This window comes from Acidisoma sp. 7E03, from assembly GCF_054665075.1.
Window position 1 is genome coordinate 70,397 of the sequence record NZ_BAAFHE010000008.1, and the last position, 13,349, is coordinate 83,745.

Annotated in this window: 13 protein-coding genes; 4 read left to right on the forward strand and 9 right to left on the reverse strand. The window is 66.9% G+C overall.

Translation table 11 applies throughout. The features are described from left to right. Position 1: 1 nt before the first annotated feature. The 6 genes from ACYQ6W_RS13540 to ACYQ6W_RS13565 all read right to left on the reverse strand — a co-directional run bounded on the left by ACYQ6W_RS13540 (position 2) and on the right by ACYQ6W_RS13565 (position 5,454). Positions 2–922, reverse strand: coding sequence for an efflux RND transporter periplasmic adaptor subunit (locus ACYQ6W_RS13540; RefSeq protein WP_459675940.1), 921 nt, complete (start codon positions 920–922; stop codon positions 2–4). A gap of 10 nt (positions 923–932) precedes the next feature. Continuing rightward, on the reverse strand, positions 933–1,130 hold the full coding sequence (locus ACYQ6W_RS13545) for a DUF1656 domain-containing protein (RefSeq protein WP_459675941.1): 198 nt from the start codon (positions 1,128–1,130) through the stop codon (positions 933–935). 3 nt (positions 1,131–1,133) lie between these two features. Then, positions 1,134–3,284, reverse strand: coding sequence for an FUSC family protein (locus ACYQ6W_RS13550; RefSeq protein WP_459675942.1), 2,151 nt, complete (start codon positions 3,282–3,284; stop codon positions 1,134–1,136). Further along, the gene (locus ACYQ6W_RS13555) at positions 3,281–3,766 is read right to left on the reverse strand and encodes a MarR family winged helix-turn-helix transcriptional regulator (RefSeq protein ID WP_459675944.1); all 486 of its coding nucleotides are present in this window, start codon (positions 3,764–3,766) and stop codon (positions 3,281–3,283) included. The genes ACYQ6W_RS13550 and ACYQ6W_RS13555 overlap by 4 nt, the downstream gene beginning before the upstream one ends. Positions 3,767–3,847: 81 nt before the next feature. Then, positions 3,848–4,618 (reverse strand): ABC transporter ATP-binding protein, encoded by a 771-nt coding sequence (locus tag ACYQ6W_RS13560; protein WP_459675947.1) that lies wholly within the window; start codon positions 4,616–4,618, stop codon positions 3,848–3,850. Next, positions 4,615–5,454, reverse strand: a complete 840-nt coding sequence (locus ACYQ6W_RS13565; RefSeq protein ID WP_459675948.1) for an ABC transporter permease subunit — start codon at positions 5,452–5,454, stop codon at positions 4,615–4,617. Before ACYQ6W_RS13565 ends, ACYQ6W_RS13560 begins: the two co-directional genes overlap by 4 nt. A gap of 159 nt (positions 5,455–5,613) precedes the next feature. On the opposite strand from ACYQ6W_RS13565, the gene ACYQ6W_RS13570 reads away from it, so the two are divergent. The 3 genes from ACYQ6W_RS13570 to ACYQ6W_RS13580 all read left to right on the forward strand — a co-directional run bounded on the left by ACYQ6W_RS13570 (position 5,614) and on the right by ACYQ6W_RS13580 (position 7,281). Continuing rightward, positions 5,614–6,555: an aliphatic sulfonate ABC transporter substrate-binding protein gene (locus ACYQ6W_RS13570; RefSeq protein ID WP_459675950.1), complete on the forward strand. Its 942-nt coding sequence runs from the start codon at positions 5,614–5,616 to the stop codon at positions 6,553–6,555. A 76-nt stretch (positions 6,556–6,631) separates the two neighbouring features. Then, the gene (locus tag ACYQ6W_RS13575) at positions 6,632–6,871 is read left to right on the forward strand and encodes a type II toxin-antitoxin system VapB family antitoxin (protein WP_459675952.1); all 240 of its coding nucleotides are present in this window, start codon (positions 6,632–6,634) and stop codon (positions 6,869–6,871) included. Then, positions 6,868–7,281 carry a type II toxin-antitoxin system VapC family toxin gene (locus tag ACYQ6W_RS13580; RefSeq protein ID WP_459675953.1) on the forward strand — a complete coding sequence of 138 codons (414 nt, stop codon included), beginning with the start codon at positions 6,868–6,870 and terminating at the stop codon, positions 7,279–7,281. Before ACYQ6W_RS13575 ends, ACYQ6W_RS13580 begins: the two co-directional genes overlap by 4 nt. Positions 7,282–7,317: 36 nt before the next feature. On the opposite strand, the gene ACYQ6W_RS13585 is transcribed toward ACYQ6W_RS13580, so the two are convergent. Together ACYQ6W_RS13585 and ACYQ6W_RS13590 are read right to left on the reverse strand one after the other, a co-directional pair. After that, positions 7,318–8,547: an aminopeptidase gene (locus tag ACYQ6W_RS13585; RefSeq protein ID WP_459675954.1), complete on the reverse strand. Its 1,230-nt coding sequence runs from the start codon at positions 8,545–8,547 to the stop codon at positions 7,318–7,320. 66 nt (positions 8,548–8,613) lie between these two features. Continuing rightward, the gene (locus ACYQ6W_RS13590; RefSeq protein WP_459675955.1) at positions 8,614–10,443 is read right to left on the reverse strand and encodes a flavin-containing monooxygenase; all 1,830 of its coding nucleotides are present in this window, start codon (positions 10,441–10,443) and stop codon (positions 8,614–8,616) included. Positions 10,444–10,620: 177 nt separating this feature from the next. On the opposite strand from ACYQ6W_RS13590, the gene ACYQ6W_RS13595 reads away from it, so the two are divergent. Continuing rightward, positions 10,621–11,397 carry an N-formylglutamate amidohydrolase gene (locus ACYQ6W_RS13595; RefSeq protein WP_459675957.1) on the forward strand — a complete coding sequence of 259 codons (777 nt, stop codon included), beginning with the start codon at positions 10,621–10,623 and terminating at the stop codon, positions 11,395–11,397. Positions 11,398–11,409: 12 nt separating this feature from the next. Here ACYQ6W_RS13595 and ACYQ6W_RS13600 read toward each other — a convergent pair whose 3' ends face one another. Continuing rightward, positions 11,410–13,260: a methyl-accepting chemotaxis protein gene (locus ACYQ6W_RS13600; RefSeq protein ID WP_459675959.1), complete on the reverse strand. Its 1,851-nt coding sequence runs from the start codon at positions 13,258–13,260 to the stop codon at positions 11,410–11,412. Positions 13,261–13,349: the final 89 nt, after the last annotated feature.

Below are 13,349 nucleotides of genomic sequence, written 5' to 3' on the forward strand. Positions count from 1 at the left end.
CTCAGAGATTGCTCTCGAGCCAGCGCTGCACGCGGCCGGTGAAGCCGTTCTCCCGCGGCACCTCGCGTCCGACATTGACCGAGCAGGTCATGCCCGAGGCGAGCAGGATGCCCGGCGGTACATGATCGATCACCACGTCCACCGGAATGCGCTGGGCGAGGCGCACCCAGTCGAAGACCGGGTTGATCTCGGGCAGGCCGCGGAAGTTCGTCGTGTCGTTCTGGTCGCCGATGCCGCGGCCGATGCTGCCGACATGGCCGGTCAGCCGCTCCGGGTAGCCCATGAGGCGGATGCTGACGGCGTCGCCCACATGGATTTTGGCGAGCTTCGTCTCCTCGAAATAGGCCAGGATCTGGAAGGTGCCGGTATCGATGAGCGTCACCGCGTGCTGGCCGGCCGTCACGTAATCTCCTGCCTGCAGGCGCAGATGGGTGACGATGCCGGTGACGGGGGCATAGAGCGTGGAGCGGGCGAGATTGAGCTTGGCGAGAGCGACCGCCGCTTCGGCGCCGCTCACCTGTGCATTGGCGACGTCCGAGGCGATGGCAGTGTTGGCAACGTCCTCTTTCGAGATCAGGCCGGACAGACCCTGGCGCCGCGCGACGTCTTCCTTCGCCTTTTTCAGCTGTAGTTGGGCGGCGTCGAGCTGTGCCTGCGCCTGGTCGAGCGCGATCTGAAAGCGGCTGCGGTCGATCTGGAAGAGCACGTCGCCCTTGTGGACCAGCTGATTGTCTTTGAGCGGCACCGAGACGACGGTGCCGGCGACTTCCGGGCTGACTACCACGGTTTGCGCGAAGACGCGGCCATCCCTTGTCCAGGGTGCCAGCATGTAGACGTTCCAGAGCTGCACGACGACGTAGCCTGCCGCGACGACGACCGCGAGGGTGACCAGAAAACGAAGAAAGCGAAGGATCGGAGACATGGAATTCCGGTCAGGCTGCCAGCAGGACGATGGCGCCGGTTATGAGAAAGTAAAGGGCGACCTCGAACAGCGCCGGATGCCAGACGAGTGAAAAAATGCCGAGCCGCCCGAGGACGAAGCGGACGGGCACGAAGATGACCGCCGCCACCAGCAGGTAGAGAACGATCGGGGCGAAGAGGACGCTGTCGATCTGGGCTTCGCTGAACATCGGTCAGGCTACCACGGGCAGGGGGGCTTCGAGCGCCAGCAAGCCTTCCGCCTGTGGCATCATGGCAGCGATGGTTCGGAAGCTGCCGGCGGCCTGCAGCAGGGCAGGGCGGGATGCGCCGCCGGCTTCGTAGAGATCGCGCAAGCGAAGGCTCGCCGCTTCGGCACTGGCCGCGGCCCGCCGCGGGCGGCGCAGCCGCGTCAGATGCGTCAGCGCCTCCGCGACGCGCGCCTGCTCTGCTGCCGGCAGATCCAGCGCACGCAGGAGGGATTTCAGGCGCAGCGCCTCCTGCGTGATGATCAGCAGAGCGCCGCAATCGCCAATGCTGCGGGAGCGGAGGGCGGGGTTGACCTGCAGACGCATGAAGAGCCGCTGCATCGCCTGGTTCTGCGTGACGAGCCAGCCGAGCCAGTCGCGCGCGCCGTGTCGGCCGCCGCCTTGCTTGATCAGCCGCTCGGTCGCGTGGCGGATACGGCGCACGAGGTAGGCGGCATCCCGCATCGGATTGGGTGGCAGGATGACGCGGAAGACCAGAACCGTACCCCAGGCGCCTAGCAGGAAGGCGACTGCGGCATTGGCGAAGGCGACCACGTCGTACGTCATCTGGTTCGCGAAGTTCAGTTGCGTGATGAAGAAGATCACGAAGCCGAGGCAGAGCAGCGCGTAGCGCGGAATGGTGGTGCCGTAGACCGCGACGGCCAGCACCGGCAGTACGGCGAGGGCGAGGATCGGGAAATTGGTCAAGTGCGGCAGGATGAGAAATTCGTAGAGCGCGGCTGCGACCGTCGCGAGGGTGATGCCCTTGGCGAACTGGATGCTGGCTGCCGCGGCGCTGGGCGCGCCGGACAGCAGCGCACAGGAGGCGGCGAGAATGATCATCAGCGTCGGGCCCATGTCCCAGGCGGTGAAGTAGCTGAAGCATCCGCCGAGGACGACGGCGATGAAGCTGCGCGCGCCGTTGCGGGTCGCCGTCGCATAATCCCTGAAGGCGGTGAGCGGCCGGCCGCGGTGATAGGGGCGCAGGCCCGCGCGCCAGGCGCCGAAGGGCACCGTCGCGTCATAGAGCTGCTCCAGCTCCTGATGAACTCGGGCGATGGTGGTGGTGTCTTCGAGCGAGCGGGCCGCCCCCTGCAGCGCGGTCAGTGCCGCTGCCGTGCCGGCGATCGTCTCGGCGAGCGCGAGCGGCGCCTGCCGGCTCTGCGGATCGTAGCGCGCGATCTCCTGCAGCAGCCCGCGCACACGGGTGACGATGGTCACCGCCGATTGCCCGGTCTCCTCCCTTGTCTCCTCAGTCTCCTCCTCCGGCGTGCGTGCCGCCTGCGCCACGGGAACCTCGGCCAGTCGGTTCAGCGAATGGCCGGCGATGGAGACGGAGAGGAGGGCGGCATAGAGTGCGGCGAGGCCGCGCCGCAGGCTCGCCGCATGGCGGTTCACGTCGGTCGCTTCCACGCCGGAAAATTCCACGGCCTCGTCCAGCCGCTCGATCTCACTGGCTAGGCGCGTGCGTTCGGCAATGAAGCCCGGGTCGTCCATCGGCGTGCCATCGGCGCGGCACAGCAGCAGCGTGGCCACGCCGCGCAGCGATGCGCGCGCCCGCGCCCGCATGCCGTCGGTGGTGACGGTCGGCTGGAAGATCATGGTGACGGCGGTGGAGACGACGACGCCGAGGGTGACGGCGGCAAGGCGGCCGAGGGCGAAGCCCAGCACGTGGTCGGGCGCCGGCACGGCCCCTGCGGTGACGAGGGCGACGGTATAGCCTGAAAGCACGGCGGCATAAGCCCGGAAATGCCGGAACATGCTGGAGGCGAAGGTGCAGATGCCGAGCCAGAGGCCGAGGGCGATGATGAAGAGCAGCGGCGTCTGGCCGAAGGCCGCCATCATGATCACCCCGGCGACCGCACCGGTTACCGTGCCGAAGATGCGCCAGACGCCTTTGGAGATGATGCCGCCGCGGGAGGGATTGGCGACGATCATGACGGTGACCGCGGCCGAGGCCGGCGTGCCGAGTTGCAGCCAGAGGGCGGCATAGAAGGCGAGGCCCATGGCGAGCAGGGTGCGCAGCACATAGGCGATCGCGGGCGAGATGCGGAAGACGGTGGCGAGGGCCGGCCAGAAGGGGGCGCGCGCCTGGGGTGGGGAGGTGGCGCCGATCATGCCGGATCATCCCGCTCGGCTGGCTCCGGCAGCTCGCCCTGGGTCGCGATCGTGCCGAGAATGCGCTTCAGCACGCTGTCACAAAGGGCAAGCTCCTCCGGCGTCACCGCCTGCACCATCGATTCGGCGATGCTCTCGTGCACGGCCGCGACCTTGGCGTAGATCTCGCGCCCTGCCGGCGTCATCCAGACGCGTTTGGACCGGCGGTCTTCCGGATCTTCCAGCCGCTCGGCCAGGCCACAGCGTTCCAGCGCATCCACCAGGCGGACGAGGGATGCGCTTTCGATCATGAGCGCCGTGGCGAGGTCCGTCTGCCGCAGGCCATCGCCCAGCCGACCGAGATAGAGCAAAGGGCGCCAGGTCGCTTCCGTCAGGCCGAATTCCCGCACGCGCAGATCGATCTCCCGCCGCCACAGCAGCGAGAGACGATAGATCTGCCGGCCGAAATCGGTCGCCTTGATCGCGGAGTAAGACGAAGACATGGACACCGTCAATTTGATGGGTCCTTATAGTTAGGCTCCTAACGATCAGCATCCAAAAAAGGGGAAGAGCAGCCCCGCGCCTTAGCGCGGGGGCGCTTCCTCCCCGCTGTCGTCCACGCCGAGGGCACCCAGCAGGCGCTGCCGCAGACGCTGAAAGGCCGGATCGGCCGGGTGGCGCGGCCGATCGAGGGGAATGGCCAGATCGACACCGATTCGCCCCGCATCCAGCACCAGGGCGCGATCGCCGAGCAGCAGCGCCTCGTCCACGTCATGCGTCACCAGCAGCACGGTGAAGCCGTGTTCCTGCCAGAGCTGCGCGACGAGGGCCTGCATGCGCATGCGGGTCAGCGCGTCGAGCGCGGCGAATGGCTCGTCGAGCAGCATGAGGCGCGGCTGACGCACTAGGGCGCGGGCCAGCGCCACGCGCTGCGCCTCACCGCCCGAAAGCGTGGCGGGCCAAGCGTCCAGCCGGTGGGTGAGCCCGGTTTCGCCGAGGGCCGCGGCAGCCCGCGCCCGCGCGTCGCTCTCCTTCAGCCCGAGTGCCACGTTGCGCCAGACCCGCTTCCAGGGCAGCAGCCGGGGCTCCTGAAAGACCACGGCGCGCGCCTGAGGAACGGACAGCGTGCCCGCGGGCGCCGGATCGAGGCCGGCGAGGCTGCGCAGCAGGGTCGATTTGCCGGAGCCCGAGCGGCCGAGCAGCACGGTGAAGCTGCCGGCTTCGAGATCGAGGTCGAGCGCGTCCAGCACTGCCGGGCCGCCGAATTGCCGGGTCAGCCCACGCACGCTGACCGCCGCCTCACCCCGCGTCAGCCGGGTTTCCTCGATCGGGTCCTGAGTCTGGATCACGGTCATCGGGCGGGTCTCCGGTCGGTGACGAAGCTCGGCCGCCAGACCAGTGCCCGGCGCTCCACGGCGCGCAGCAACTGGTCAGTGGCGAGGCCGAGCAGGGCATAGATGATGAGGCCGACGAAGATGACGTCGGTCTCGAGGAAGTCGCGCGCGTTCATCACCAGGTAGCCGATGCCGCTATTGGCATTGACCTGCTCGGCGACGACGAGGGTGAGCCAGGCGATGCCGACGGCATAGCGTAGCCCGACCAGGAAGGAGGGCAGGGCGCCCGGCAGGATGACGTGCCAGACGATGCCGGCGCGGGAGAGGTCGAGCGTGGAGACCGCTTCCACCAGCTTGCGGTCGACGCCGCGAATCCCGGCAAAGAGGTTGAGATAGACGGGGAAGAGGCTGCCGAGGGCGATGAGCGCCACCTTGGGCGTCTCGCCGATGCCGAACCACAGGATGAAGAGCGGAATGAGGGCCAGATGCGGCAGGGTGCGCAGCATTTGCAGCGTCGCATCCACCGTGTCCTCGCCGATGCGGGAGAGGCCGGCGAAGAGGCCGCAGACCGTGCCGAGCGCCACGCCGATCGCGAGGCCGGCGCCGACACGCAGCAGGGAGACCCACAGGTTGCCGAGAAGCTGGCCGGTCACGAGCAGGGTCCAGAAGGACTCTGCGACCGTGACGGGGGAGGGCATCAGCCGCGCGTTGATCAGCCCGAAACTGTCCAGCCCTTGCCAGACGAGGAGGATGAGCAGCGGCACGACGAAACGCTGGCCGCGCCCGGCCAGGGCGTCGGCCGCACTCCGCAGGCTCGACCGGCGCGAAGGGCTCGCGGCGAGAAGGGCGCTCGACATAGTGTATTCCCGATATTGAATCGCGTAATTCGCGCCGGATCGTCAAGGAAGCGCGATTGACGTGGAGGATATGGATAAAATACCACTCTCGTAAAGCTTCCTATCCTTAATTTCGAGCGAGCGGCGGAAAACACGATGACGATGAGGGAAATAAGCGGCATGCGGCGCCGCGGTCTTCTGGCCGCCATGCCTATGGGAGCGGCCGCTCTTCTGCTCGGCGGCCGTCGCGCGGCCCGGGCGGCCACCGGCACGCTGCATATCGGCTATCAGAAATACGGCACGCTGCTGCTGCTGAAGGCGGCCGGCACGCTGGAGAAGCAGCTGGCGCCGCTCGGCTTCACCGTGACCTGGAGCGAGTTCCTCTCCGGCCCTCCGCTGCTCGAAGCCATGAACGCCGGCGCCATCGATTTCGGCATCACCGGGGAGACGCCGCCGGTCTTCGCGCAAGCTGCCGGCACGCCCTTCGTCTACCTTGCGGCCGACCCGCCGGCGCCGCACGGCGAAGGCATCGTGGTGCCGGCCGGCAGCGCCATCCAGAGCGTGGCCGAACTACGCGGCAAGCACGTCATCACGACCAAGGGATCGAACGCGCATTACTGCCTGGTCGCCAATCTGGAAAAGGCCGGGGTGCCCTTGTCGGAGGTGAAGATCAACTTCCTGGCGCCGCCGGATGCCTTCGCAGCCTTCCGTACCGGCCGCGTCGACGCCTGGTGCGCCTGGGACCCGCTGTTCGCCGCCGCGGAACTCTCCGGCGCGCGGCTGCTCGCGGATGGCGCCGGCGTCGTGCCCAATCATCAGTTCTTCCTGGCCCGCCGCAGCTTCGCCGAAGCGCATGCGGATGTCGTCCACGCCTTGCTCGCCGCGGTCGCGGCGGAGGAACACAAGGTTCAGGCGGACCCTGCGGCGGCGATCGCGACCATCGGGCCTGCGACCGGCATTCCCGCCCCGATCCTCGCGCGCGCCCTGCCGCGCATGGGCTATGGCCTCGGGCCGGTGACACCGGCGATCTTCGCCGATCAGCAGAAGATCGCCGATACCTTCTTCCGTCTCGGCCTGCTGCCGAAGAAGATCACGGTCACCGACGCCGCCTGGAAGGGGTGATCGGTCACTCTGTCTGCTGGACCCATTGAAAATATTCAGATATCTTTTTTAGATATGTGAATATTCGGGTGGGTCCATGCCCCTCTATATCCGCGATGATGCGACAGCCGCATTGGTGGCCCAGTTGGCGCGACAACGTGGCATCACCAAACAGGATGCGGTGCGCCTCGCTGTTACGGCAGAGTTGGAGCGCGCCCATAACGCCCAGCCCCTGCGTGAGCGCATCCGCGCCTGGCGTGCGGCTAATCCGTTGCCGCCGCCCACAGGCTTGCCAGCGGACAAGGCCTTTTTCGATGACCTCTCTGGTGAACCGTGATCTTTATAGACGCCTCGGCCCTCATCGCGATGATGACGGGCGAAGCGGAAGCCGATGCACTGGCTGACGTAATGGAGACGGACCGGGCGCGTGTCTGTTCGCCGATAGCGCTGTGGGAGACCACAGCCGGGCTGTGCCGAAGCTACGGTTTCACGGCGGCCGCTGCGCGGGACAGGGTCAAGGATTTTGTTGGCGCTCACGGGATCGAAATCGTGACCATCGGCGAGCGCGACTATGAACTAGCCGCCGAGGCCTATGCGGCTTTTGGCAAAGGTCGTCATCCGGCGGCGCTCAACATGGGCGATTGCTTCGCCTATGCCGGCGCCCGAGCGAAGAATGCCGCCTTGCTGTTCAAAGGCGAGGACTTCTCAAAGACGGATATTCGCATTGCGCGGATGAAGGGCGGATAGCGCGACGTCGCTGACGGCGATACCGCGCTCCCCGCTTCAAATCACCCATTCGCCGCCGCGCATGAGCGGCTCGGGCGCGCCAGAGGCGGCGATGCCGTCGATGTCGATCTCGCCCGAGCCGATCATCCAGTCGATATGGATCAGGCTGCGATTGGCGCCTGCCGCCTGCAACTGCTCCTCGCTCATCTGCTCGAAGTTCTGGATGCACTTGTTGTAGGCCTGTCCGAGCGCGATGTGGCAGGCCGCGTTCTCGTCATAGAGCGTGTTGTAGAAGAGGATGCCGCTTTTCGAGATGGGCGAGGAATGCGGCACCAGCGCCACTTCGCCGAGCCGCGCCGCGCCGGCATCCGTCTCCAGCACGCGCTTCAGCACCTCCTCGCCGGTCCGCGCCTTGGCCTCGACGATGCGACCAGCCTCGAAGCGCACGGCGATGTCCTCGATCAGCGTGCCCTGGTAGGAAAGCGGCTTGGTGCTGCGCACATGCCCCTCCACGCGCTGGGCATGCGGCGTGGTGAAGACCTCTTCCGTCGGGATGTTCGGATTGCAGGTGATGCCGTTGCGCGCCATCTCGGAGCCGCCGGCCCATTCATGCCCGTCGGCGAGACCCACCGTGAGATCGGTGCCCGGCCCGCGGAAATGCAGCGCGCCGTAGCGGCGTTCGTTGAGGAAGGTCTTGCGGTCGTGCAGGCGCTGGTTGTGGGCGTTCCAGGCGGCGACGGGGTCCGCCTCGTTGATGCGGGAGGCCGCAAAAATCGCGTCCCACAGCTTCATCACCGCATCGGCCTCGGTTGCCTCGGGGAAGACCATGCGCGCCCAGGCCGGGCTCGCATAGGAGACGATGCTCCAGTTGATGTGGAAATCGACGATGTGCTGGAGCGCGGGCTGATAGGCTTTGGAGCGGGCGCGGTTGGCGCGGCTCACCTTGGCGGGGTCCTGCCCCGCGAGCAGCGCCGGGTCCTCGCCGGCGATCGCAAGCCGCGCAGCACCCGCGCCATAGGCCTTGGCCATGCCCTCGAACAGCCAGGCGGGCGCGGTGTCGAAGCTCTCCTCCGCGCCATAGGTGAAGCGGTCCAGCGTCATCTGGTCGTCGGAATAGAAGCTCGTCACCAGAGAGGCGCCGGCCTGATAGGCGTGGCGGTTGATGCGGCGCACGAGTGGCAAGGCGTCGAGCGGCGCCGTCATCACCACTTCCTGGCCCGGGCGGAGGCCGAGCCCCACCTTCACGGCCACCTCGGCCAAACGGTCGAGCTTGGTTTCGAAATCCATGGGCGGCCTCCTCAGTCTGATCCTCGCAGGTCAGACCCGATTGGCCGCCCGGTCAAGTCGCCGGCCTCATTGCCGGTGATGCGTCTCCTGCAGACCGTAGACCGGCGTCGCCATCCCCAGTTGCCGCGCCTTCAGTTGCAAGGCGAGATAGAGCGAATAGTGGCGGGACTGGTGCAGGTTGCCGCCATGGAACCAGAGGTTCGGTTGCTGCGTAGGCTTCCACATGTTGCGCAACTCACCCTCCCAGGGGCCCGGGTCCTTCGGCGTCTCCGAGCCGAGACCCCAGACCTTGCCGACCCGGTCGGCCACCTCCTGGCTAATCAGATCGGCGGCCCAGCCGTTCATCGAATTATAGCCCGTGGCATAGACGATGAGATCCGCGGGCAGTTCCGTCCCATCGCCGAGGCGCACGCCCGTTTCGGTGATTTCCGCGACAGGACAGCCGCTTTTGAGTTTGATCCGGCCATCGGCCACCAGATCGCAGGCGCCCACGTCGATGTAATAGCCCGAGCCGCGGCGCAGGTATTTCATGAAAAGGCCGGACTCGTCGGCGCCGAAATCGAGCAGGAAGCCGGCGGCTTCCAACTGCTCGTAGAAAGCGGCATCCCGCTTGCGGATCTCGGCATAGATCGGGCGGTGATAGTCGGCCATGACCTTGTAGGGGATGGAGGCCGAGATGCGATCCGCACGATCGGTGGTGATACCGCGTTCTAGGGCGTCTTCCGAATAGAGCAGCCCGGTCGCAAGCTCGCTCAGCGTTTCCGATTTCACCACATGGGTACTGGACCGCTGCACCATCGTGACGTCCGCCCCGGCCTCCCACAGCGCGGCTGCGATGTCATGCGCCGAGTTGTTCGAGCCGATGATGACGACGCGCCGCCCGGCATAGGCATCCGGCCCGGGATGCTGGGAGCTGTGGTGCTGCTCGCCACGAAACCGCTCGCGTCCCGGATAGGCCGGGATATTGGGCTTGCCGGACATGCCGGTCGCCAGCACCAGCTGCGTTGGATGCAGGGTCAGCGTCTCTCCCGCACGGGTCACCGTCACCGTCCATCGTCCGCGCGTGGGGTCGAAGGCCGCCTTCTCTGCCGTCGTTTCCGGCCAGTAGTTCAGCTCCATGACGCGGGTGTACATTTCGAGCCAATCGCCGATCTTGTCCTTCGGCGCGAAGACCGGCCAATTGTCCGGGAAGGGCAGGTAGGGCAGGTGGTCGTACCAGACAGGGTCGTGCAGGCAGAGGGATTTGTAGCGCTTCCGCCACTGGTCGCCCGGCCGGGCGTGCCGGTCGATGACGAGGGTCGGCACCTCCAACTGCCGCAAGCGGGCGGCGAGCGCGATGCCGCCCTGGCCGCCGCCGATGATGAGCACCTCGGGCTGGGTCTCGCGCCCGAGGCTCTCGATTTCCGCCGCACGCCGCTCTGCCCAGGTCTGGCGATGGACGTCGCTGCCGTGCTCGGCGCCCATCGGCCGCCGGCGGCCACGCGGCTCCTCATGACCTTTGATCTCTTCCATCGTCGTCAGCAGCGTCCAGGCGAGGCCGTCCTGAAGGCGCAGAACGGCGATGCCGCGACCGACCGCTGTTTCCAGCGTCGCCCAGGCTTCGACCACGGGGCCGATCGGGCTGTCGCCCGTGGTCGCAGGTTCCGAGAGCGTCAGCCGCACCGGGCTTGCCGCCGCCAAGGTCTGGGTGAGGAGATCGGTGACCCCCGCCTTGTTCTCGACCGTCTTGATGTTCCAGGTGAAGGCCAGCAGATCGCGCCAGAAGCAGGTGGGTGCGAAGAGGGCGGCGGCCGCCGCCACGTCCTGCGCCGCGAGCGCGGCGTTGAAGGCCTTTACCCAGTCTTCCGCCATCGTTTGGGGCGAGCCGGTGGGGCGGCCGATCGTCATCTCGTTCATGGGGCGCTTCCCTCTCCTTTGGCCCTCCCGGCGGCTGCCGCAGGGAAGGGCATGATGCCGTGATCCGGCATTCTCAAGCTTCTGCACCACAAGTCTGAGCCAGGGCAGGGCATGACGCAAGCGGGGCCGATCAACCCGAGGTTCCGCTGCGGGCGGTGTCCGTTTATGCTGACCGCCATGGACGAGACCCTGCTTTTTCCCGACGAACCGTCGCCCGTGGTGGTGGATCATCCCGCCGGCTCTTCCGATCTGTTTCTGACCTGCGATCACGCGGGGCGGCGCATGCCGCGGCGGCTCGGCCAGCTCGGCCTGCCGGATGCGGAGATGGAGCGGCACATCGCGTATGACATCGGCGCGCGCGCCGTCGCGGTCGCCGTCGCCGATGCGCTGGACGCGACGCTCGTCTCCCAGGTCTATTCACGCCTGGTGATCGACTGCAACCGAGATCCTTCGGTTGCGAGCTCCATTCCGGATATCAGCGAACTGACCGAGATCCCGGGCAATCGGAACCTGACGCAGACGGCGCGGGACGCGCGGAGGCGCGAGATTTTCGAGCCCTATCACAGGACGATCGCGGCGGCGCTCGATGCCCGCCTCGCGGCCGGCCGGCCAACGGCGCTCGTCGCCGTGCACAGCTTCACGCCCGTCTACAAGGGGGAGGTGCGGCCCTGGCACGCGGCCGTGCTCTATAACCGGGACGCGCGCCTGTCGCTCATCCTCAAACGGCTGCTGAAAGAGGAAGGCGGGCTGATCATCGGGGACAACCAGCCGTATTTCGTCAGCGATCTCACGGACTACACCATTCCGGTCCATGCCGAGCGCCGCGGCCTGCCCTATCTCGAACTCGAAATTCGCCAGGATCTGATTGCAGATACGGGCGGGCAGCGGGAATGGGCTGAACGGCTGACGCGTCTGCTGCCGCAGGTCTGGGCCGAGTTCGCCATGGGCGGCTGACGGGCCCCGTCTTCAGAGCGCCATGGCGCGCCGGCGTCGGCCGGCGGCGCGCGGGCTTTCGCTCTCTTCCTCAACAGGGTCGCGGCCGATGCGGAACTGGGCGATGAGCCGGTTGAGGGTCTCGGCCTCCTGCATCATGCCATGGCTCGCGGCGGTTGCCTGCTCCACCATCGCGGCGTTCTGCTGCGTCACCTGATCCATCTGATTGACGGCCGAATTGACTTCAGAAAGTCCCGTCGCCTGTTCACGCGCCGAGGCCGCGATATCCGCCACGAAATCGTTGAGCTGCGCCACCTGTTCGACGATGCGGGCCAGTGCATGGCCGGTCTCGTCCACCAGCTTCACGCCGGTCTCCACCTGCTGGCCCGCGGTCGCGATCAGCGTCTTGATCTCGCGCGCCGCATCGGCGGAGCGTTGAGCGAGCGCCCGCACCTCGGTTGCCACCACGGCGAAGCCACGGCCCGCTTCGCCCGCCCGCGCGGCCTCCACGCCGGCATTGAGCGCGAGGAGGTTGGTCTGGAAGGCGATCTCGTCGATCAGGGTGACGATGGTGCCGATCTGCTTCGAGGATTCCTCGATACTGCTCATGGCGCCGATGGCGTCATGCACCACTTTCCCGGATATCTCGGCATCGGTCTTCGCCTGCGAAACCAGCGTGCGCGCCTCCTGCGCGCCCTCTGCGGTCTTGCGCACGGCCATGGTGATCTCGTCGAGCGCAGCCGCGGTTTCTTCGAGCCCCGCCGCCTGCTGTTCGGTGCGGCGGGACAGGTCGTCGGCCGCCTGGGCTATCTCCCCGGCGCCGGAGCGCACGCCGCTGGTGGTCTGGGTGATGCTGCCCATCGTCTCCTGCAGCTTGTCCATGGCCGCGTTGAAGTCCTGCCGAAGCTTTTCGTAGTCGTGGGTAAAGGGCTCGGCGAGACGGAAGACGAGGTCGCCGACCGACAAGCGTTCGAGGCCCGAGGCAAGGGAGGTGACGACTTGCGTCTGCTGGGCGGCCCGTTCGGCGCGCTCGGCTTCGGCGCGGGCGCGCTCTTCCGCCGCAGCGGCGCGCGCAGCCTCCGTTTCGCGTTCCAGCCTCTGCTTCTCGAGCGACGCATCCCGGAACACGGCGAGGGCCGCGGCCATGCGCCCGAGCTCGTCTCGCCGGTCGAGGCCGGGAATGAGCGTGTCGAAGGCGCCGCGTGCGATCGCCTCCATGCTCTGGGTGAGACCCGCAAGCAGGCGTGCGACGCCGCGCCGCAGGCCATAGATCACAGCGAGGAAAATGAGAAAAAGGGGCACAACGATGACGGCGATCTGCTGCAGGTCGCCGATCACCTTCTGACGCACGTCGTCGACGTAGAGACCGGACCCGACGACCCACTGCCATTCGGGAACGGCCACGGCGTAGGAGATTTTCGGTTGCGGCACCGTGCCGCCGGCCTTCGGAATGAAATAGCGATGAAAGGTTGGCGTGCCCTGCTTGGCGCTGTCGATCATCGGCTGGGTCGTTGGCGTGCCGTAGGGGTCTTTGGCGTCATAACGGTTGAGGCCAATGTAGGACTTGGTGGCGTGAACCAGGGTCATGCCCTGATAGTCGTAAACGAAGAGATAGTTTCCGTGGTCGTAGCGGATGGCGCCGATCGCGGTCCGCGCCTCCCTCTGCGCCTGAGCCGTCGTCATCTCGCCGCTTTTCGCTCGTGCGACATAGGACTCGGTCATCGAAACGGCCGCGTCCACGATGTTTCGCACCTGGGTCTGCTTGGCCTGCAGCACCGTGCTGTAGGTTGAAGTCACGTTGATCGTGATGACGATCAGCGTGATGAGAACGCCGATCGACCCGAGCAGGGTGAACTGGCTGGTGATGGACAGGCGCTTCAGCATGAAACCCCCAGGCGGAAAGCCGGAACGAACCGGCAATGTCCGCATAGCAGTCGGGGTCTTGCGAAAAGGTTGCCAAAACTGCGCGCGCG

Excerpts from the sequence above, each read along its gene's own strand:
- ACYQ6W_RS13540 (WP_459675940.1), bottom strand. The coding sequence starts at position 922 with ATGTCTCCGATCCTTCGCTTTCTTCGTTTTCTGGTCACCCTCGCGGTC.
- ACYQ6W_RS13545 (WP_459675941.1), bottom strand. The coding sequence starts at position 1,130 with ATGTTCAGCGAAGCCCAGATCGACAGCGTCCTCTTCGCCCCGATCGTT.
- ACYQ6W_RS13550 (WP_459675942.1), bottom strand. The coding sequence starts at position 3,284 with ATGATCGGCGCCACCTCCCCACCCCAGGCGCGCGCCCCCTTCTGGCCG.
- ACYQ6W_RS13555 (WP_459675944.1), bottom strand. The coding sequence starts at position 3,766 with ATGTCTTCGTCTTACTCCGCGATCAAGGCGACCGATTTCGGCCGGCAG.
- ACYQ6W_RS13560 (WP_459675947.1), bottom strand. The coding sequence starts at position 4,618 with ATGACCGTGATCCAGACTCAGGACCCGATCGAGGAAACCCGGCTGACG.
- ACYQ6W_RS13565 (WP_459675948.1), bottom strand. The coding sequence starts at position 5,454 with ATGTCGAGCGCCCTTCTCGCCGCGAGCCCTTCGCGCCGGTCGAGCCTG.
- ACYQ6W_RS13570 (WP_459675950.1), top strand. The coding sequence starts at position 5,614 with ATGCGGCGCCGCGGTCTTCTGGCCGCCATGCCTATGGGAGCGGCCGCT.
- ACYQ6W_RS13575 (WP_459675952.1), top strand. The coding sequence starts at position 6,632 with ATGCCCCTCTATATCCGCGATGATGCGACAGCCGCATTGGTGGCCCAG.
- ACYQ6W_RS13585 (WP_459675954.1), bottom strand. The coding sequence starts at position 8,547 with ATGGATTTCGAAACCAAGCTCGACCGTTTGGCCGAGGTGGCCGTGAAG.
- ACYQ6W_RS13590 (WP_459675955.1), bottom strand. The coding sequence starts at position 10,443 with ATGAACGAGATGACGATCGGCCGCCCCACCGGCTCGCCCCAAACGATG.
- ACYQ6W_RS13595 (WP_459675957.1), top strand. The coding sequence starts at position 10,621 with ATGGACGAGACCCTGCTTTTTCCCGACGAACCGTCGCCCGTGGTGGTG.
- ACYQ6W_RS13600 (WP_459675959.1), bottom strand. The coding sequence starts at position 13,260 with ATGCTGAAGCGCCTGTCCATCACCAGCCAGTTCACCCTGCTCGGGTCG.